This is a genomic window from Caballeronia sp. S22, assembly GCF_964261745.1.
GTDB lineage: Bacteria > Pseudomonadota > Gammaproteobacteria > Burkholderiales > Burkholderiaceae > Caballeronia > Caballeronia jiangsuensis.
Genome location: NZ_OZ180035.1, coordinates 2,408,994 through 2,429,411, shown reverse-complemented (window position 1 = coordinate 2,429,411; position 20,418 = coordinate 2,408,994). Strand labels below are relative to the sequence as shown.

Below are 20,418 nucleotides of genomic sequence, written 5' to 3'. Positions count from 1 at the left end.
TCCAGATTCTTCGCGCTATTTGGTTTCCCATTCTAGCTCCGGAGCCTTGGCGGAATCTTGAAAGACGGTTGAGAGGATTGTCTCGAGCTGGTCAGGTAACTCGCGAGCGATGCTACGAAGCAACGAAGCCACTGAATCGATGGCGTTGGCATCGTTCGATCCATTGACGGCTTCGACAGTGAAGTTTCCTGAAAGCAGCCGACGCTTCAGTAAGTTGGCTTTCGCATCCAACGCCTCCGACGAAAAGGACGGATAGATATTTGATTCGAGAATTCTTGTGACCAGATTCTCCGAAAGACTCACGTCTTTGGTGACCCGGCTAAGATGCAACTTCACAATGTCTGGCTGCCCAACGATATAGCTGCTCTTATCGTTGTCCGGCTGCGCTAGTTCGCTTCGAATCTTGTCAAGTGTCTCGTTAGCGTAGCGCCACGCAAGGTACTCGTTGGTATCGGTCACGCGAGCGAGCCAAAGACGGTTGACCGCTTCTGCGGGCTCGCCTGCCTTACGCATTGTGTCAATTTTTTTGGTTGCAAATCGAATCTGTTCAAGGAGCAGGTTCGATTTGGCCGAAATCCCGGGTTGATGGTCGACACATTTCATGGCAAGTGGACAAAGCCCGCATCTATATTTCTCACCGAACGCGTCAACTACTTCCTTAGGGCACTGGTCTCCAACTGGACAGATGTGCGTCGCATGGAAGATTATTTGATTCATTGGTCCCTCTTGCAGAAGTTCGACCGCTTCGTTAGCGACGTCCTGGAGTTGGTCCAGTCCCCAGGTAACGAAAGGTGCCATGAAGCCAAACGTCCGATAGGTCTCTTTTCTATCAAGCTTGAATGCCTTGACCAGACCGCTGTTTGGCTTATCGGGCCGAATGGAGCAGTCTTGGTCAAGTGGTAGAAAATCTCTGAGCAAAGCGTGATCAGCTGAGGCGAACCGTTTTGCCATGTCACGTCGCGCCGGTTTCGTGTAGTAATCCGTGACAATTGTGTCTCGATGCCCGACGACCTCAGAAATTTCGCTCGTTTCCAGTAAACCCTGTCGCGTCGTTATGAACGTGGCGCGGCAGGCATGTGGCGTTTGGATTGCTAGGTAGTTGATCTCGCAATACTTGGACCCTTCACTTTCCTTGTACTGCTTGACGCTCACGGGTTTCGGCGGGATCTTTATGTAAACAAAGGAGATGTCATAGTCGTGAGAGATTCTGCGGTAGTAGCGTTGAAACTCGAACAACAATTCCTTCCAGACATCGTGATACAAGCCGTCAGAGATAGGCTTGCCGGTTCCAATGCCCTGAAAAAGTGGCACGATATCGTCAAATGGACTATTCTCTCGTCCCTCATACGGGACTGGCACGGTTGACGAGTCCGTACAAACTAAGGTCTGAAAGTATTCTTCTCGAAGTAACATCGCGCGAGCGCGATACACAATCAGCGACGGCCAGGGGGACGTCCTAGTCTTGTCAGTGTTCAAGGTAATGTCGTACACGTACCTACCAGTGGGCCTGAACGCAAACAAATGGTCATGCGGTTCGCGTGAATTGTTCTCATCCCATAGATAGACGGGAAGCCATTGATGCGTTTGCAAACGTTGCCCGGCCTCGTTTCCGACGAGACAAAGGCGCAAGGCTGTCAGGTGAGCAACCTCTCGTGTTGCTACTAGGTCTTTCACGTTCACTGAACGGTGTGACCAGGTAAAAACCCGAGGAACTTCAAAAATCGGATACGTGTCGCCCCGGTAGAAATAGAAGGGTACAAAACCAAGCGAATTCGCATCGTATGGTCCGCCGCTTCTACTGCAGACGCTTTTATCGAGCTTGTCCGTCGGGTCGAGCGCCCGCTGCTGCAGATATTCACCGAATGATTCAACCGCGTACCCATACATCGTAAGATGTCCCTCAATGTCGACTGGGAACGTTACTTTCGTCGTTTGACTTGGGCGCGGCTCTGGAAATTTATGCAGTTTCCAGATGACAGGATTCTTGAATGGTCCGTCACAGACCGACTTGTCATCACAAAGGAACTCCGAAACATACTCAAAATAGCCTGCCAAACAACGCATGATCGCGTTTCGGGTACTCGATGCGCTTCTGAGGGCAATTATGAACTCGCGGATTGGCATTGGAAACAGTTCAATATTCGTGCCTCCCGGAATCGTCTGAGACGATAAATATGGAAATGTCGTAAAATCGTTGGGTTTTGAAGGAATGGTAATGGTTAAGTTCGAAAAGGCTTCCTGCCACCAAGGCAGGTAGCAGAATAGATATTCGAAGAGGATGCTTCGGGTCTGAATTTCGTTATTGAGTCTCTGAATTCCCTCTGTTTCCTTCCTGTAGTAAAGGTAGCTCGAAAAGCTTTTGAGCCAGGGTGCGAGCACGCTAAGGTCGATTTTCACGTGTTCACGGCCTGAGAAAAGCAGAGGGCCGTTTTCCCAGTCGACGCTGTGCTGCTTCGCGGTCCGCATTTCCCTGATGAACTTCACGATAGCATTGTTGCGATCGATCGGGGTGGAGTCCTCCGGAATATCAGATGAAAGCGATACTGTCTTGATTGCCGATTTGCGCTTCATGTATGTCCTGCGACCCGACATCTTCTCTAGCGAGTGTAGTTCGCGGAGTTGCTCTTCAGCGTTGGCCTGGTCTGCGAGGTACTCATCGAACGAAACAATATCTTGGAATCGAGTCGACCAATTGGAAAACGACACCAAGTCCTTGCTTTCGTACGAGACGCGCGCAGGGAATTTCCGAAGTGTTTCGGAGAGGTACCAGAGTACCGGCACCGGAGAACCAGTGAAGTCATATTCGTACGTGCCGTGTCTTGTGTGCGTTACCGCGCGCAAGAAGTCTGCTGCTTCACTGACGCTGATGTCCTCGACGCGTTGCCAATCGGACGCACGCAGGATGTGCTGAATGTACTCAGACTTGCGATGCCCGTCGATTATCGACTCTTTTAGGATCGGTCGAGTTAGTTCTATCGCAGGCAGATTGGGACCGAGTAGAAACGTCGTTGGGAGAAGAATATAGCCGTCGTTCCAGAGCAGGAGCAGGGTATGCTTCAGACCCCTAACAACATATGGGAACGCCGTTCCGGCAGGGCGAGCGCCGCTGGAGTATGGGAAGAACGCTCGAACATCCTTGTCCTCGGGCTTCGCCGCGACAAAGGTTAGAGCGTTGTGAAGGAATTCAATATCGAGGGAGCGTTGCTGATGACGGGCCTTCTTGCCTAAGAACCTGCTTAACGCGCGTGTTCTATGCGGCTTCAACCACCAAAGTGACGTGTCCTTGAGTTGCCGCTCCGAGGCGTCGCAAGCCTGGTCAATTGCTCGTGCAATCGCGCGTGGACCCAACTTCTTTTTTGTCAGCATCAGGGAGTCGGTTAGGTTAATCACAGCTTTTCTCCTGGAATCTGATCTAGCCGTTGGGGAAAAATCAGTTGATCAGCCGCTTCAAGTCGTTGTTCGACTTTGTCTCGCCTGGTTCTCGCATAGACCCTCGTCGAGGTAATCTTTGCGTGACCCATCGCTGTTTGCACATCCGCCAGTGGTAGGCCCTTCTCGCCGGTTTCAGAATCGATTTCAATATCATTGAGAAGGAAGTCGCCGTACATATGTCTGAGCGAGTAGATCGTCCACGCGGATCGCGTGCCGCCCCGCGGTGGTGAAACTCCTGCGCGCTTGACTGCCGCCTTGAACTGATCGTTGAGAGCCTTGGCACTCACGTGTAAATACGGCTCTCCACGTCGTGCTCTCTCGACGTATTGGAAGATGAAGTTTGGAGCATTGCTGTCGACGTAAGGAACAAAGCAAGTAGAGTGATATTCCTGCATCGCACGGTAGAGCGGCATGATGAGGTCGGGAATCAGGAATGTGACCGATACCTCGCGTCCCTTAAATCGCAGCCGCTCCTGATTGGTCATGTCACGCCCTAGCCGACGCTTCTTAGGGTCAAGGACATAGAATCGCCCAGTCTCGAAATCGAAGTCTTCCCACAGGGTGTTGAGTCCTTCGTGGGGACGCAGGCCTGCGGCTGCAAGTAAGAGCCAAAGAAATGCGTCTCGCGGGTTCGTCGCCTGTTGGACTACAGACGCAAGAAGCGTTTTCGGGAAGGGGAGGTTTTTCACATCCGATTGAGTCTCCTTGTTTCTGGAGCCGATGTTCCTTTTGCGCTTGGGGTGGCGCGCTTTTCGCATGACCTGTCCAAGGACACTGTGTGCTTTTGCGTCCTCGGGGCTCAATTTGGCAGGTTGCTGAGGACCGAGGGAGAAGATCGGATTTGTGGCGTCCGCTATCGACGCATAACGCGGCGAAACGGCGGCGAGGTCGAAAATTACGCGACTCTCCTCGACTCCGACTTCAATGTGGTCTATTAGACTTCGAAGTGCCGGATAGATATTGTTGAAACTGTTTGGCTGAAGCGGCTTTTGATATATTGTACGTGTGACGTTAAGAAGCCAGTTGAATTCAGGATGTTTCAGTACATCTATTTCTAGCTTCTTCCTCAAAGCATCGCTTCCGTATTCGAGGAACATGAAATGTCCATCTTGAAGACGTTTTCCGGAATATCCTCATTCGGATTCAATTTGACGACTTCCAGAGCAAAGTCAACAAACTTCGCCCCGACCAACGAATATCGACGTCGCGTATTAAGGCTCTTAGTCCATAAATCTTGGGAGAAGGCATCAAAAAACGCTAGGTCCAGCGAGCTAGGCACAGTTTTGAGCTTATAGATTGTGGCGCCCAAATACGTGTCGACTGTCAGGGTGACGTTCTTTAGCATGGCACGCTCTCGCAATTGACGTGCAACCAATCTGAGCTTCGAGCGACTTCATTGAAATAAGGGTTTTCGAGAGATGAATGACGCTGGGCGGCTACGCGAACCTCTTGTCTCTAACTTCTCGTAAATTTCTTGTATTTGATCTTTCGATACCTGCTCAAAGGAATTCAAGCAATTGCCGGCCAGAGAAAGTTTTAGATTGCTTTATAAAATTTTGGCAGAAAAATTTAGATGGGTTGTTGCAAATTCGGATTATTTGCGCTCAGCGGTTCTCACCGTTTAGCAGGCGCATCTAAAATATCTGCAGGCAAGCGTCTTTGTCTTTCGACGGCATAATTAGCATCAAATAGTGCCTCAAAAAAGGCGCCATAGTGTCTCCGTCTCTGAACTAAAGGTTTTGAGCACCTGCGCACGGGTTGGGACAGAACGACGGTCGCTCGTGCCTTTTCTAAAGTTTTAGACAGGGACAATCCGTTGCTTTCGGCTGCCTGCGAGGCGCACGAGAGCCAGTCAGGAGCATCACAAATCGAAGTTAACCATGGCGCGAATTTTTCGCGACTCTCGTCGCAAAGGCGAGCAACGGCCGGCAAATTCGAGCGTTTCCTTTGGCAGAAGTCAATCAATGAGGCTGCGCGTAGAACAACGCTATAGTCGTTCTCACTGTTGTATCGGTGCTGAAGCCGCCAGCAGGAGGGTTGATGTACTGCGCCGTTTGTAGTAAATGGCATGCCCGCACTAACGCGGGTTCATTGAGGCTAAGGAGGTAACGAGGCGCACCTCGACGCCAGCCCTTTCGGGAACTGTCCGCTCGGTGGAGGCTTAGCGGGGTCAGTGTTCCGCGAAGCGTGCGAGTCTGCTCTCGGTCTCGAGTCAGAGGCGATTTGGGTCCGTCGACAGAGTGTGTCGCGGCTACGAAATGCGCGCAGACATTCGTCCGAATCCAGAAATGGTCCCGAAACATATGCGCCGTCTCTCTGCGCGGGCTCAGGGACGATCGTTGACCGTCTGAGCAAGTGGACTCGGTGACCGGGATAGTGTGTTGGCGGGTGGGGCTCGCCTGCTCGCTTCAGTGCGTTGCCGCCTTGGTCGCACTTCTGGAGGGTACAGATAAGAACTCACGGAAGGATCGCTCCTTCGCCGGTTTTCAAGACCGGTGCCTTAAACCGCTCGGCCACACCTCCAGCAAGGCGCGTATTGTAGCGCAAGTCATCGTCGTGGAGAAACGCTCATCCTTCGAGCGATTTCGTCGCCTTGAGCGCGGGAAAAAGCCGCATCCACAAAAGCGCGACGACGATCGTGCCGATCCCGCCGATCAGCACCGCCGGCACCGCGCCGAACAATCCCGCCGTCATCCCCGATTCGAACTCGCCGAGCTGATTCGACGTCCCGATGAACAGCGAATTGATCGCGCCCACGCGCCCGCGCATTTCATCGGGCGTCTGCAACTGCACGAGCGACATGCGCACGACGACGCTGATCACATCCGACGCCCCCAGCACCGCGAGCGCAACAAGCGACACAGAGATATTACGCGACAGCCCGAACACGATGGTCGCGATGCCGAACGCGATCACACCGCCAAACAGCGCATTGCCCGCGCGCTGCCGCAACGGAAAATGCGCGAGCCAGATCGATCCGGCGAGCGCGCCGACAGCGGGCGCCGCGCGCAGAATCCCGAGTCCCCACGGCCCGGTGTGCAGAATGTCGCGCGCGTACACCGGCAGAAGCGCGGTCGCGCCGCCGAGCAGCACCGCGAAGAGATCGAGCGACAGCGCACCGAGAATCACCGGCTTGCTGCGGATGAAGCCGATGCCCGAAAAGAGCGCCTCGATGGACAACGGCGCGCGCATGCGCACCGCTTCGTCGATTTTTATCGCGGCCACCGCGCACGCCGCGACGAGAAACGCGACCGTCACCGCGCCGTACACCGTCAGCGCGCCGAGCCCGTAGAGCACGCCGCCCATCGCGGGACCGAGGATTTGCGCGGTCTGGTTCGCGGAAGTCGACCACGCGCTCGCATGCTGCAACTGATTGCGGGCGACGAGATTCGGCAGAAGCGCGGCCAGCGACGGCGATTCAAATGCGCGCGCCGCGCCGGTAATGGCGGCGATCGCGTAGATCGGCGCGACATCGTGCCAGCCGTGCCGCGCGCCGAGACACAGCACGAGCGCGGCGACGCCTTCGATCGACTGACACACGAACGTGATCGTGCGCCTGTCGTAACGATCCGCGACGTGTCCGACCACCAGCGTCAGCACGAACATCGGCAGGAACTGCGCAAGGCCGACGAGACCGAGCGCGTAAGCGCTATGCGTGATCGAATAGACCTGCCATCCGATCGCGACCGACATCATCTGAAACGCCACCGACGACATCACCCGCGCGGTCCAGAAAAGCGCAAACGGGCGATGCCGCATCACCGAGTCCCGCGCCATCGTCGGCGCGCTCAATTTTGCGGATCCTTCAAGAACAGCTCCTGCAGATCGTTGAGAAAGCGCTGGCCGAGCTCGGTCGGCGCAATGCGCTCGATATCGCGCGTGATGAGCCCGCGTTTCTCCGCTTCGACGAGCGCGGGCTCGATCGCGGACAGCGCAAGCCCCGTGCGCTCGATGAACGAATGCACCGGAAAGCCTTCGACGAGACGCAGCGTGTTCAGCATGAATTCGAACGGCAGATCGCGCGGGCCGACGTCGCGCTCTTCCTGAATCGCCGTCTCGGCGGGCGAGAGCGCCTGATCCATATACGTCGCCGGATGCTTGAAGCGCGCCTGCCGCAGGATCTTCGACGGAAACGAGAGCTTCGTATGCGCGCCCGCGCCGATGCCGAGATAGTCGCCGAAGCGCCAGTAATTCAGGTTGTGCCGGCTCTGCCGATGCGGTTTCGCATACGCCGACACTTCGTATCGCCCGTAGCCGGCTTCGCGCGTGCGTTCGTGAATCCAGTCCTGCATGTCGGCGGAAGCGTCGTCGTCGGGCAGGGCCGGCGGGTATTTGGCGAAGAGCGTGTTCGGCTCCATCGTCAGGTGATACAGCGACAGATGCGGCGGCGCGAAGGAAATGGCCGTGTCGATGTCGTGCCGGCATTCGTCGAGCGATTGCTGCGGCAGCGCGAACATCAGATCGAGATTGAAGTTGTCGAAGTGCTTCGCGGCGATTTCGACGGCTTTACGCGCCTGCGTCGCGTCGTGGATGCGGCCGAGCGCCTTCAGATGCGCTTCGTTGAAGCTCTGGATTCCGATCGACAGACGGTTCACGCCGCTCGCGCGAAACGATGCGAACTTCGCGGCTTCGAACGTGCCGGGATTGGCTTCGAGCGTGATCTCGGCGTCGGCGTCGATGGGCAGCAACGCGCGCGCATCGGAGAGAAGCCGGTCCAGACCTTTGGCCGACAACAGCGATGGCGTGCCGCCTCCGATGAAGATCGTATGCACCTGCCGTCCCCACACGAGCGGCAACGCACTTTCGAGATCGGCGCGCAAGGCGTCGAGATAGCGTTCCTCGGGGAACGTGTCGTCCTTCGATTCATGCGAATTGAAGTCGCAATAAGGACATTTGCGCACGCACCACGGGAAATGCACGTACAGCGAGAGCGGCGGCAACGACGTCAGCCGGATGCTTCCCGGCGACGTGAAAGCCTGCACCACGTTGATGGTCTTCGGTCCGGCGCTCACGCGAGTTCCTTCAATCGTTGCAGCAGATCGCGCAGCGCGAGCGCGCGATGGCTCAGCGCGTTCTTGCGCGCCGGATCGAGCTCGGCGGCGCTCGCATTGAGCGTCGGCAGGAAGAAGTGCGGATCGTAGCCGAAGCCGTTCGCGCCGCGCGGGACGTCGATCACTTCGCCATGCCAGCGTCCTTCCGCGATGAGCGGTTCGGGATCGTCCGCGTGACGCACGAGCACGAGCACGCAGAAGTAGTACGCGCGGCGGTCGGTTGAACCGGCGAGATCGGCGACGAGGCGCGCGTTGTTCGCGGCATCGCTTTTCTCGCCGCCGTTCATCGACGCATAGCGCGCCGAATACACCCCCGGCGCGCCGTTCAGCGCGCGCACGCAGAGTCCGGAATCGTCGGCGAGCGCGGGCAGTCCGGTGAGCGTCGACGCATGCCGCGCCTTCGCCAGCGCATTCTCGACGAAGGTCGCGTGCGGCTCCGGCGCCTCGGGCACGCCGAGCTCGCCTTGCGCGATCAGTTCGATGCCCGCCGCATCCAGGAGCGATGCGAATTCGCGCAGCTTGCCCGCGTTGTTCGACGCGAGCACCACGCGGCCCAGACCCAATGCGTCAGACACCATGAATCCCCAATGCTTCCTTCTGCTTCAGGATCAGCGCCTTGATGCCGCTGTCGGCGAGCGCGATCAGCTCGTTCATCTCGTCACGTGTGAAGGGCGCGCCTTCCGCCGTGCCCTGCACTTCGACGAAACCGCCCGCGCCCGTCATCACGACGTTCATGTCGGTGTCGCATTGGGAGTCTTCGTCGTAGTCGAGGTCGAGCACGGGCGAGCCTTCGAAGATGCCGACCGAGATCGCCGCGACGAATTCCTTGACCGGCGTCTTCGCGATCTTGCCCGACGCGAGCAGTTTGCCGATGGCGTCGTGCGCGGCGACGAACGCGCCCGTGATGCTCGCCGTGCGCGTGCCGCCGTCGGCCTGGATCACGTCGCAATCGATATGCAGCGTGCGCGCGCCGAGCGCGTTCAGGTCGAACACCGAACGCAGCGCGCGGCCGATCAGCCGCTGGATTTCCTGGGTGCGGCCCGTCTGCTTGCCGCGCGCGGCTTCGCGGTCGCTGCGCGTATGCGTGGCGCGCGGCAGCATGCCGTATTCGGCGGTGAGCCAGCCTTGCTCGCGTCCGCGCAAGAACTCGGGAACGCGCTCGGCGACGCTCGCCGTGCAGATCACCTTGGTATCGCCGAATTCGACGAGCACCGAGCCTTCCGCGTGCTTCGTGTAATTGCGCGTGATGCGCACGTCGCGCAACTGGTTCGCGCGGCGGCCGCTCGGGCGCGGGGGAGAAGGCTTGAGCAGGGGAGAGTCGGTCATGGGTCGAGTTCGAGAGAATTGGACGGGAATACCCGGCGGAACCCGACGATTTTATCGTCATTCACCGCCGGGCGTCGGTCGCGCACCCGCCGTCCGGGCGGGCTTCGCGCCAAAAATGGGATAATGCCAATTCCTCGCCCGGCAGCCAAACGCGTGCCAATCCCAAAGCACTTTCGAGAGCGCCGGGCGTATCGTTGAATCGGCCTTCGCAATGAAGGCGCACATCGCGAGACGTACCATGATCTACAGCATGACAGGCTATGCCAGCGCGACGCGCGAAGTCGTCGCGGATGGCGCGGGACCCAATGGCGCGGGCGGTTCGGGCGTCGGTGTATCGGTGGAATTGCGCACGGTGAATTCGCGCTTTCTCGACCTGAATTTCCGCATGCCCGAAGACGTGCGCGCGACCGAGCCGCAATTGCGCGAAATGCTGATGACCAAGCTCTCGCGCGGCAAGGTCGATATCCGCATCAACCTGAATCGTGTCGAGCAGACCGCGAACGCGGGCGCGCTCAATCGCGAGGCGCTCACGCAGCTCGCCACGCTCGAACGCGCCGTGCTCGATGTCTTCGAGGGCGCCGAGCGCATGCGCACCGGCGAAATCCTGCGCTGGCCCGGCGTGCTCGCGGAAAGCGCGGTGTCGCAGGAAACGCTGCGCGAAGCGGTTCTCGCGTGCGGCAAGCAGGCGATCGCCGATCTCATCGAAGTGCGCGCGCGTGAAGGCGCGGCGCTCGGCCGCGTGCTGATCGACAACGTGACGGAGATGGAAGCGATCGTCGCGCGCATCACGCCGCTCGTGCCGGAGCTCATCGCGAAACATCAGCAGAAGATCGTCGAGCGGCTTCAGGACGCGCTTGGCATCGCGACCACCGAAGGCGGCGCGGCGGTCACGACGAGCGTGCCGCGCGAGGAAATCGCCGAACGCATCCGTCAGGAAGTGACGATGTACGGCATCCGCATCGACATCGCGGAAGAATTGCAGCGTCTCACCGCGCACCTCGCCGAGACGCGCCACGTGCTGCAAAAGGGCGGCAAGGTCGGCAAGCGGCTCGACTTCATGATGCAGGAGCTGAACCGCGAAGCGAACACGCTCGGCTCGAAGGCGGCGGCGAAGGAACTCGCGGACGCATCGATGACGCTCAAGCTGCTCATCGAGCAGATGCGCGAGCAAGTACAGAATCTGGAGTAACGCACCATCATGCCGAATACCACGCACCGCTCGCATAGTCATTACACGGGCATCTATCCCGGCAATCTGTTCATGGTCGTCGCGCCTTCGGGCGCGGGCAAGTCCACGCTCGTGAACGCGCTCCTCGCCGAGGACCGGGACATTCTACTGTCGGTTTCGTACACGACGCGCGAGGCGCGTTCGAAGGAAACCAACGGCGTGCAATATCACTTCGTGTCCGTCGACGAATTCATGGAGCGGCGCGAAAAGGGCGAGTTTCTCGAAAGCGCCGAAGTTCATGGCAACTACTACGCGACGTCGAAGCTGTGGATCGCGGACCAGATGAAGCAGGGCCACGACGTGCTGCTCGAAATCGACTGGCAGGGCGCGCAGCAGGTGAAGAAGCAGTTCCGCAACGCGGTGGAAATTTTCATTCTGCCGCCGTCGCTCGATGCGCTCGAAGACCGTCTCAAGAAACGCGGCCAGGATTCCGACAAAGTGATCGTGCGACGCCTGCTCGCGGCCGGCAGTGAGATGGCGCATGCGTCGGAAGCGGAGTATGTCGTCATCAACGAGAACTTCGATCGCGCGCTCAACGAACTGCGCTGTCTCGTCGCCGCGACGCGTCTGCGCTTCACGTCGCAATACGCGCGCAACACGCAGCTTTTTGTGGACCTCGGCATCCACTCGACGCCGCAAGCATGACGCACTGCAGTGGCCGGGTCGTTCGGTCACATAAGGTAGAATAAAACCCATATTGAGAAGGAAACAAACATGGCCCGCATCACCGTCGAAGACTGCCTGAAACAAATCCCGAATCGCTTCGAGCTCGCGCTTGCGGCAACGTATCGCGCGCGCCAGCTCGCGCAGGGCCACACGCCGAAAATCGAGAGCCGCGACAAGCCGACCGTCGTCGCGCTGCGCGAGATCGCCGCCGGCCAGGTGGGCATCGAAATGTTGAAGAAGGTGCCCGTCTAAGGGCTGCCGTTTCGCCCGGTTTTTTTTGCAACCGACAACCCAGCGCGTCACGCCACCACGGAGGGGAAGATGAGTCAGACACCGTTGCCCATCTCCGCCGCCGTGGACCCCGACCTCGAAATCGATCAGGATTCCCTGCTCGATGCCGACAAGCCGCATGCGGCGCGCAAGTACATCGACGCGGTCCTCGAACAGTCCTTCCGCCATCTGTTCGGCCCGACCGCCACGCCGGAGCAGCCGCGCAAGCACGACGTCGTTTCCATCGCGAAACTGACGAACGGGCTCGCGAGCTACATCACTCCGGAAGAGATCAAGGAAGTCAAGGCGGCTTTCCACTTCAGCGACGAAGCGCACCTCGGGCAGTATCGTCAGAGCGGCGAGCCGTACATCACGCATCCGGTCGCGGTCGCGGAAATCTGCGCGGGCTGGAAGCTCGATGCGCAATCGATCATGGCGGCCTTGCTGCACGACGTGATCGAAGACCAGGGCGTGACCAAGACCGAGATCGCGGAGCGCTTCGGCGCGAAGGTCGCGGAACTGGTCGACGGCTTGTCCAAACTGGACAAGATGGAATTCCGCAATCGCGAGGAAGCGCAGGCGGAAAACTTCCGCAAGATGCTGCTCGCGATGGCGCGCGACGTGCGCGTCATTCTCGTCAAGCTCGCCGACCGGCTGCACAACATGCGCACGCTCGGCGCGGTGCCGCCGGACAAGCGCCGGCGCGTGGCGCGCGAGACGCTGGATATCTACGCGCCCATCGCGCATCGGCTCGGGCTGAACAATACGTATCGCGAGCTGCAGGACCTGTCCTTCGCGAACTTCAATCCGAACCGGTACGCTACGCTCGAAAAAGCGGTGAAGGCCGCGCGCGGGAATCGGCGCGAAGTTGTCGGCAAGATTCTCGAAGCGGTGCAGCGCACCATCGCGGATGCCAAGATCAACGCGGAAGTCACCGGCCGCGAGAAAACGATCTACAGCATCTACAAGAAGATGCGCGACAAGCAGTTGTCGTTCTCACAGGTGCTCGATGTCTACGGCTTTCGCGTCGTCGTCGAAAGCGCGCTGGAATGCTATACGTGCATCGGCGCGCTGCATGCGCTCTACAAGCCCGTGCCGGGCAAGTTCAAGGACTACATCGCCATTCCGAAGGTGAACGGCTATCAGTCCCTGCATACCACGCTGGTCGGTCCGTTCGGCGCGCCGATCGAGTTCCAGATCCGCACGCGCAAGATGCACGAAATCGCCGAGGCGGGCGTCGCGGCGCACTGGCTCTACAAGAACGGCGGCGCGGATCTGAACGACGTCCAGAAGCGCGCGCATCAATGGCTCAAATCGCTGCTCGATATCCAAAGCGAAGCAGGCGATTCGAGCGAATTCCTCGAACACGTCAAGATCGACCTGTTCCCGGATGCGGTCTATGTATTTACGCCGAAGTCGAAGATCATGCCGCTGCCGCGCGGCGCGACCGCGCTCGACTTCGCGTATTCGATCCACAGCGACCTCGGCAATCAATGCGTCGCGGTGAAGATCAACAACGAGCTCCTTCCGCTGCGCACGGAGCTGAAGAGCGGCGATATCGTCGAAGTGATCACCGCGCCGTATTCGAAGCCGAATCCCGCGTGGCTCGGCTTCGTGCGCACCGGCAAGGCGCGCTCGGCGATCCGTCACTACCTGAAGACGATGCGTCTGAACGAGTCCGTCCAGTTGGGCGAGCGGCTCGTCGATCAGAGTCTCAAGGGCTACGGGCTCGCGCTGTCGGACGTCACGCCGGAAGTGTGGGAAAGGCTCGTGCAGTGGACCGGCAACAAGACGCGGCAGGAAATTTTCGCGGATATCGGTCTCGGCCGTCGCGTGGCAGCGGTGATGGCCAAGCGCATCGAAGTGTTGATGAACGGCATCGCAGATGACGACGAACATCCGCGCGAGCATCACAACACCAATACCGCGCCGCCGGTGGTCATCACGGGCACGGAAGGCATGTCGGTGCAACTGTCGCCGTGCTGCCGCCCAATCCCCGGCGACGACATCATGGGTTATATCGGCATCGGCCTCGGCATGGCGATTCACACGACCGAATGCCGCGTCGCGCAAAGGATTCATCGGCGCGATCCGGGCCGCTGGATCGATGTCGCTTGGGCGCCGCAGCCGGGACGTCTCTTCGATGTCGCCGTGAAGGTGCTCGTCAAGAACACGAAGGGCGTCTTCGCGCGCGTTGCGGCGGATATCACGTCGGCGGACGCGAACATCGTGCATATCGCGATGGACGAAGACGTGTCGCAGGAAGCGAAGCTCTTGCGCTTCGTGATCCAGGTGAGCGATCGCGTGCACCTGGCGAATGTCATGCGCCGCGTGCGCACCAATCCGGACGTGATGCGCATCGCGCGCGAGCGTCCGAGCGACGAACCGCATCACCGCAATCAGGACGGCGGCATGCGCATCGACCGCGAGCGCGCCGACTACTGACGCGGCGTGGTATGCGGCGTGCATGCCTGTCGTCGATCGACGAACAGGAGAACGCGCCGCAATGAACACTTCAGATCTCGAAGGCGCCACGCTCGACTACTGGGTCGCGCGCGGGCTGCACGAATTCATCCGAGAGATTCACTTCACCGACAGCGGAGAGACGCTCTCCATACGCGGCAACGACCGCGGCAAGCCTTGGGACGGACGCTTCCTGCCGTCGACGTCCTGGGAGGCGGCGGCCGTCGTTCTGGAGCGTGCCTGCAAGCTCGAGATGCACGATCACGGGCGCGGCGAGGTGGTATGCACCGTGAGCTTCGGCAAGGACGGCCAGCCGATGGAAGGGCGGGGCGCGTCGCTGCGGATCGCATTGCTGCGCGCCTTCGTGCGGCACACATTCGGCGATTACGTCGATGATGAGTTCCCGCGCCGCTCGCAGACCTTGCTCGGCGCGCGGGCGGAGGCGATCGGGGAGTCGAGCGCGGTGGCGTCGGTGGAGGACGTGCCGAGGCCGGAATTGCACATCGGCGATATCGGCTCGGTGCCGCGTCAATAGGCGACGCTTCAAGGTCGCCAGAAACAAAAAGGGCCTTCCGTATGGAAGGCCCTTCGAAAGATGGCGCGGCTGGCAGGATTCGAACCCACGACCCCTTGGTTCGTAGCCAAGTACTCTATCCAACTGAGCTACAGCCGCACGCAAAACGGTACTGCTTATACTGCACGGCGCTTCTGGTTAAGCGCTTGATCTTTTCATCGAGCGGCGCGACCGCCGGGCGTGAAAACATCAGAATAGGTGGCGCGGCTGGCAGGATTCGAACCCACGACCCCTTGGTTCGTAGCCAAGTACTCTATCCAACTGAGCTACAGCCGCACGCAGAAGCGGAATTATAGCCAAGTCCATTCCGAAAAGGAAGGGGTTTTGCCCAGACTATCGAATTTTCTATCAGAAAGCGTTCGACGAAAGGGGCTTCCGGCGTGGTAAGTTGGTATCTGGAACGCAAGTACCCCACGCAATTGGACTTCACTCGGCATCGACCGCATCATGAACAAGGCATTTGTCAAAGAGTCGGATGACACCGACGACGACCTCGAGCTCGGCCATCCCGATGTCCCGGCGGGCACGAAGAATTACATCACGCCAGCGGGCCACAAGCGGCTGCGTGACGAGCTTCTGCAGCTTCTGGATACGGAGCGCCCGGAAGTGGTCAAGCTCGTCTCGTGGGCCGCTTCCAACGGGGATCGCTCGGAGAACGGCGACTATATCTACGGCAAGCGGCGGCTGCGCGAAATCGACCGCCGCATTCGCTTCCTGACGAAGCGCCTGGATCTCGCGGAGGTGGTGGACAGCAGCAAGCAGGAGAACGTCGATCAGGTGTTCTTCGGCGCGACAGTGGACTACGCAGGCGAAGACGGCGATACGAAGACGGTGACGATCGTCGGCGTGGATGAAGTCAATCTGGACATCGGCTACGTGAGTTGGATCTCGCCGGTCGCGCGGGCGCTGTTGAAGGCGAAGACCGGCGACACGGTCGCGCTGCACACGCCGGCGGGCGTGCAGCAGATCGACATTCTGGACGTGCGCTATCCGGACTGATCTAACGTCGCTGTACAGACGAAAAAAAGCCGCTCCGAAGAGCGGCTTTTCTACAACAAGACTGCCTGTGAAGCTTAGAAACGGTGACGCATGCCGACCGTCGCCGAAACCTGGTTGCCGTTCGACGACATGCCCACACCGTTGATCACCGCACCGATCGGCAGGCCTTCCTGGTCGGTCATGTGCTGGTATTCGCCTTGCAGGTACACGTCGGTACGCTTCGACAGCGCGTACGCCGTTTGCAGGCTGATCTGGTGGAACTTCGGCTTTTCGCCGTCGATACGGCTGTCGGTGTACGTGTAAGCACCCGCGAGCGACAGAGCCGGAGTCAGGTTGTAACGGCCGTTGACTTCGTAGTTGGTGAAGCGAACGTGACCGTCGGTCAGGTTGATCGAGCCGGCGCCTTGCGAGCCGACGTTGGTGATCGACGAAGCGTTGTCCAGCATCGTTTGCGTGAACACGAAGCCGACGGTTGCCGCGCCGAACGCGTAGTTCACGCCGCCGCCGAAGATGCGCTGACGGCCAGCGACGAACGGCGTGTTGTCGGTCGTGATCGCGCCGTTGACGTTGTTCGTCGGCGAACCGACGTTGTTCAGTTGCATGTACGCGGCTGCAACGTTCAACGGGCCGTAGTTGTACGAAGCGCCGACGCTGTAAGCGCGGTTATCCGCAAAGCCGCCTGCCTCGTTCGAGAAGCCGTACATCGCGCCCAGCTTGAAGCCGGCGTAGTTCGCGCTCGTGTACTTGACCGAGTTGTTGACGCGGAACGTGTTGTCGAGGTTGTCGTTATCGAACGGGTGGGCGAACTGCGTGCCGCCGTATTGCGTGCCCGTCAGAGCGAGAGGCCCGAGGAAGTCGACCACGGAGTCATATTGACGACCGAGAGTCACGGCGCCGAACTGGTTGCTCGACAGACCGACGAATGCCTGACGACCGAACTCGCGACCACCTTGGCCATTCGTGCCGTTCATGATGTTGAAGCCGTTCTCCAACGTGAAGATCGCCTTCAGGCCGCCGCCGAGGTCTTCCGAACCACGCAGGCCCCAACGGCTGCCGTTGACGGAACCGCTCGTCGCCTTCCAGTTGCTATGGCCTTGCTGGTTGTTCGTGTAGGTGATGCCGGCATCGATCAGGCCGTACAGCGTGACGCTGCTTTGCGCGTGAGCGGCGGTAGCAAAAACGCCCGACAGGGCGGCGACCACGAGAGTCTTTTTCATCTTTGTAACTCCGAGAGCAGATTGGGCCGGGGACCCAGGCTTTGAGGAAACCTCGCTCCTGCGCGCTGCGAGAGGCGCGGTCGGAGGAGCAATGCATCGGCGATGCGACACATTTGTTTCCGGACCAGACGAAGTGTAAAGACGGTGTTACAGGCGGGACGTTCCAATTTCCACAATAAACCATTGTTGATGCCACAATGATCGTTGCAGCGTATATTTTTCTTTATATACAATGATTTATCTGGGAATAAAGTCGTAAGGACAGAGGTGTCAACCAAATGACGTTGCGCATGCGCGACATGATTCGCGTGAAAAATGACGGGAAATTTCTCAAGTTCGATTGTTGAGATATCTGAAACAGAAGTTTGCGGCTTTTGCAGGTAATTAATGCGGACCGTATCGCTATACTGTCATTTCTGCTTTCCGAAGCAGACTTTTTCGTTGACGGAAAAAGATCTCCAAACTTTGTCAGCGCGACTTCCCGGTCGCGCTTTTTTTTTGCCCATTGCGTTTACCGCGCCTGGGTGCCTTCGGCTGCCACGAGGTAGCCGTCGAGCGGCGTCGCCCAGTCCTCCATCACGTAGTGCCTGGCATCCATGGGCGATGAGAGCAGGTTCTGCCAGTGGTCGCCATGCCAGACGGGATCGAAATCGAGCGATGAACCGCTCTCTGTCGGCGGCGCGATCGATGGCGCGGCGAACGATTTCAACCAATGCACGAATCGATTAAGTGGAATCATCGTTGGTTGCCCTCCATTACATTTAAGTCGTAGCTTAGTTTCCATGTTGCTTAATGCTGGAGGATCGGGCAAGAGGAGTAAACACTTACGATTCGAATAATCTAGTTTCAGTTTGAATGAATATGCTTCGTGTGCGTCGATATATCGTTCGGGGTTTATTCGAACGTGACCCTGACTGTAGATGTTTCCAGTAGTTCGGATCGGATTTACCTTTGAAAGTCGGGCGATAAAGTCGATTATCTTTTAGCGAAAATTAAATGTGATATTCGCGTCCGTAGATAGGCGCAACGCGCCATCCCGCAAGACAACGCCGGCCGTTCGCCGCGTAGAGCCTGCGGTCGCGGGCCTACGCCGTCGCCACCTTCGATGCCGACGTGCCCGGACATGATCGAGTCACCGACGCACGCGACCGAAGACTCTGGTAATCCGGGAATGCTATTACGGGTTATCCGCCATTGCGCGGATTACAAATCAGCAAAAGCTGAATAATAAAGAAACAAAAAATCATATTCAGGGCGGTTCATTAGAGCCAAGTTCGTTCGGCGCTTGGAGATAATCCAAACCAACCGCTATCCGCGACTTCCGTGAGCAAAGCCCTAGATCCGACGCTGCGTTAGAATGGGCAATCCAGCCAACGTCCACACCGGCGCCCACCGCGCCGCCTTCGCCGTCCACGATGCATCCCGATCTGTCCGCAAACTTTGTCTTTCCATCCAAGCCCATCGTATTCGTCGATCTCGAAACGACCGGCGCCACGTTCGGCGTGGACCGCATCACCGAGATCGGCATCGTGGAGGCAGGGCCGTCGGGCATCTCGCAATGGTCATCGCTCGTCAACCCGCAAAAGCCGATTCCCGCGTTCGTCCAGCAGCTGACCGGCATCACCGACGCGATGGTGCGCGATGCCCCAACGTTCGAGCAGCTCGCATCCGGTCTGCTCGAACGGTTGAACGGCCGGCTCTTCGTCGCACATAACGCGCACTTCGACCACGGCTTCCTCAAAGGCGAATTCAGGCGCATGGGTCTTCGCTTCGCGCCGGACGTGCTCTGCACCGTGCAGCTTTCCCGCGCGATCTATCCGGCGGAAAGCCGTCACGGCCTCGATGCACTCGTCGAGCGCCACGCGCTCGTGCCTTCGGCGCGGCACCGGGCGCTGGCCGACGCCGACCTGCTCTGGCAGTTCTGGCAACACCTGCATCGCGCAAACACGCACGATGTCATGCGTGCGCACCTCGAACGCGTGACGCGCCGGTTCCAACTCGCGGCGCACATCGACGAAGACACGATCGAGCAGATCGTCGCGGGCTGTGGCGTCTACATGTTCTATGGCGACGACGACACGCCGCTCTATGCAGGCCGAAGCGTGCGCTTGCGTCAGCGCGTGCGCTCGCATCTCGTCGGCCCGCGACGTTCGGCGAAAGATCTGCGTCTGTCGGCGCTTGTGCGCCGCCTCGAATGGAGGGCGACGGGCGGCGAAATCGGCGCGCTGCTGGCCGAGGCTCAATGGATAGCGAGCGTGCGTCCGGCGCACAATCGCGCGCCGAAGTCGCGTCCGGGCGATGCCCGCGGCGCGCCGTGGCCTTACGCGGGCGCGATCGCGATCGAGGAGCGCGACGAGGCATCGGGGCAACGCGCGTGGCATGTCATCGACAACTGGTGCTATCTCGGCACCGCCAGCGCGCTGGAGCAGGCCGGCGCGCTGCACGCGAGCGCCGATTCACCCGCGTTCGAATTGTCGACCTATCGCATTTTGAGCGAGCGTCTCGCGCGCGGACTCGCCGTGACGCCGATCGCCTGCGGAACGGTTGCGTCCACGGTCTGAAGCGCGATCAGCCGACGGCGCCCACGCCGCCCGACGCGCATACGTGCGAGAGCGCGCGCATGAGCGGCGCGTTCATCGACGAGTTGTAGCGTGTCAAATGCTTCCAGCGCGCGACGCTTTCGGCGAGCCGCACCGGACAGTCCTCCGCATGTCGAATCGGCTCGACATGCGCAAGCGCCGACACGAGCGACTGCGTGAGCAGATCGAGCTTCGGTCGCGTGTCCTTCGCGAGATCGGGCGGCGATCCTTCCGGCGCCGCCTTCAGCGCACGCCAGTTGGCAAAGAGCGCGTTCTGCACATCCTTGCTGGCGTCGATCTGATCGCGGAAGAACTGCCGTGCGAATTCAGGATCGACTTGCGCGGCCGACGCCTTTTCTTCGACATGCTTGAGCAACGCCTCTTCGCGCGGCGCGTCGGTGATCGGCTCCTGATGAGCCCACTTCCACCGCGCGACCGGTTCCGCGAGCGCGAGCCGTTGCGACACGAGTGCGATGAGGTTGGTGAACGGAGTATCGTCGCCGTCCGCGTGCACGGATGAGGGCGCGGCGAGCGCGAGCACGCAGGCGAAAGCGGCGGAGGCGAGGAGGGATGAGTTCGATCGGCGGCGCATCGGTATCCGGGCAAAAGCGCC

Annotated in this window: 17 protein-coding genes and 3 tRNA genes; 7 read left to right on the top strand and 13 right to left on the bottom strand. The window is 59.3% G+C overall.

Translation table 11 applies throughout. From position 1 onward, the window contains the following. Window positions 1–15: 15 nt before the first annotated feature. From ACEN42_RS11480 to rph, 8 genes are all read right to left on the bottom strand, one after another. Complete coding sequence (locus ACEN42_RS11480) at window positions 16–3,390, bottom strand: hypothetical protein (protein WP_371879981.1); 3,375 nt, start codon at window positions 3,388–3,390, stop codon at window positions 16–18. Next, window positions 3,387–4,529, bottom strand: coding sequence for a tyrosine-type recombinase/integrase (locus tag ACEN42_RS11475; protein WP_371879980.1), 1,143 nt, complete (start codon window positions 4,527–4,529; stop codon window positions 3,387–3,389). Before ACEN42_RS11475 ends, ACEN42_RS11480 begins: the two co-directional genes overlap by 4 nt. Next, window positions 4,499–4,777, bottom strand: coding sequence for a hypothetical protein (locus tag ACEN42_RS11470; protein WP_371879979.1), 279 nt, complete (start codon window positions 4,775–4,777; stop codon window positions 4,499–4,501). The genes ACEN42_RS11475 and ACEN42_RS11470 overlap by 31 nt, the downstream gene beginning before the upstream one ends. A 1,090-nt stretch (window positions 4,778–5,867) precedes the next feature. Then, a tRNA-Ser gene (locus ACEN42_RS11465) sits at window positions 5,868–5,957 on the bottom strand. 43 nt (window positions 5,958–6,000) lie between these two features. After that, entirely contained in the window at window positions 6,001–7,209 is a 1,209-nt protein-coding gene (locus ACEN42_RS11460; RefSeq protein ID WP_371881114.1) for an MFS transporter, read from the bottom strand. Window positions 7,210–7,220: 11 nt separating this feature from the next. Then, window positions 7,221–8,444, bottom strand: a complete 1,224-nt coding sequence (gene hemW / locus ACEN42_RS11455; protein ID WP_371879978.1) for a radical SAM family heme chaperone HemW — start codon at window positions 8,442–8,444, stop codon at window positions 7,221–7,223. Beyond that, window positions 8,441–9,061, bottom strand: coding sequence for an RdgB/HAM1 family non-canonical purine NTP pyrophosphatase (gene rdgB / locus ACEN42_RS11450; protein WP_371879977.1), 621 nt, complete (start codon window positions 9,059–9,061; stop codon window positions 8,441–8,443). The genes hemW and rdgB overlap by 4 nt, the downstream gene beginning before the upstream one ends. Beyond that, the gene (gene rph, locus ACEN42_RS11445; protein WP_187607230.1) at window positions 9,051–9,809 is read right to left on the bottom strand and encodes a ribonuclease PH; all 759 of its coding nucleotides are present in this window, start codon (window positions 9,807–9,809) and stop codon (window positions 9,051–9,053) included. Before rph ends, rdgB begins: the two co-directional genes overlap by 11 nt. A gap of 238 nt (window positions 9,810–10,047) precedes the next feature. Here rph and ACEN42_RS11440 point away from each other — a divergent pair, with 238 nt between their 5' ends. From ACEN42_RS11440 to ACEN42_RS11420, 5 genes are all read left to right on the top strand, one after another. Further along, the gene (locus tag ACEN42_RS11440; RefSeq protein WP_371879976.1) at window positions 10,048–10,998 is read left to right on the top strand and encodes a YicC/YloC family endoribonuclease; all 951 of its coding nucleotides are present in this window, start codon (window positions 10,048–10,050) and stop codon (window positions 10,996–10,998) included. Between the two features lie 9 nt (window positions 10,999–11,007). After that, complete coding sequence (gene gmk, locus ACEN42_RS11435) at window positions 11,008–11,682, top strand: guanylate kinase (protein WP_187607228.1); 675 nt, start codon at window positions 11,008–11,010, stop codon at window positions 11,680–11,682. A 69-nt stretch (window positions 11,683–11,751) separates the two neighbouring features. Then, a complete protein-coding gene (rpoZ, locus tag ACEN42_RS11430; protein WP_006999799.1) occupies window positions 11,752–11,955 on the top strand; it encodes a DNA-directed RNA polymerase subunit omega in 204 nt (67 codons plus the stop codon). A 69-nt stretch (window positions 11,956–12,024) separates the two neighbouring features. Beyond that, a complete protein-coding gene (locus tag ACEN42_RS11425) occupies window positions 12,025–14,418 on the top strand; it encodes a bifunctional (p)ppGpp synthetase/guanosine-3',5'-bis(diphosphate) 3'-pyrophosphohydrolase (protein WP_371879975.1) in 2,394 nt (797 codons plus the stop codon). A gap of 61 nt (window positions 14,419–14,479) precedes the next feature. Next, window positions 14,480–14,971, top strand: coding sequence for a phage protein NinX family protein (locus tag ACEN42_RS11420; protein WP_187607227.1), 492 nt, complete (start codon window positions 14,480–14,482; stop codon window positions 14,969–14,971). Window positions 14,972–15,032: 61 nt separating this feature from the next. Here ACEN42_RS11420 and ACEN42_RS11415 read toward each other — a convergent pair. Both ACEN42_RS11415 and ACEN42_RS11410 read right to left on the bottom strand, forming a co-directional pair. Continuing rightward, a tRNA-Arg gene (locus tag ACEN42_RS11415) sits at window positions 15,033–15,109 on the bottom strand. A 100-nt stretch (window positions 15,110–15,209) separates the two neighbouring features. Further along, a tRNA-Arg gene (locus tag ACEN42_RS11410) sits at window positions 15,210–15,286 on the bottom strand. Between the two features lie 171 nt (window positions 15,287–15,457). On the opposite strand from ACEN42_RS11410, the gene greB reads away from it, so the two are divergent. Further along, complete coding sequence (greB, locus tag ACEN42_RS11405) at window positions 15,458–16,009, top strand: transcription elongation factor GreB (protein WP_035505314.1); 552 nt, start codon at window positions 15,458–15,460, stop codon at window positions 16,007–16,009. A gap of 74 nt (window positions 16,010–16,083) precedes the next feature. Here greB and ACEN42_RS11400 read toward each other — a convergent pair whose 3' ends face one another. After that, window positions 16,084–17,226, bottom strand: a complete 1,143-nt coding sequence (locus ACEN42_RS11400; protein WP_250483224.1) for a porin — start codon at window positions 17,224–17,226, stop codon at window positions 16,084–16,086. 511 nt (window positions 17,227–17,737) lie between these two features. Beyond that, the gene (locus ACEN42_RS11395) at window positions 17,738–17,965 is read right to left on the bottom strand and encodes a hypothetical protein (RefSeq protein ID WP_371879974.1); all 228 of its coding nucleotides are present in this window, start codon (window positions 17,963–17,965) and stop codon (window positions 17,738–17,740) included. A 676-nt stretch (window positions 17,966–18,641) separates the two neighbouring features. Between ACEN42_RS11395 and ACEN42_RS11390 the strand changes: the two genes are divergently transcribed. Beyond that, complete coding sequence (locus ACEN42_RS11390; RefSeq protein WP_371879973.1) at window positions 18,642–19,787, top strand: exonuclease domain-containing protein; 1,146 nt, start codon at window positions 18,642–18,644, stop codon at window positions 19,785–19,787. A gap of 7 nt (window positions 19,788–19,794) precedes the next feature. Here ACEN42_RS11390 and ACEN42_RS11385 read toward each other — a convergent pair whose 3' ends face one another. Next, window positions 19,795–20,397: a chorismate mutase gene (locus ACEN42_RS11385; protein ID WP_371879972.1), complete on the bottom strand. Its 603-nt coding sequence runs from the start codon at window positions 20,395–20,397 to the stop codon at window positions 19,795–19,797. Between the last annotated feature and the right edge of the window lie 21 nt (window positions 20,398–20,418).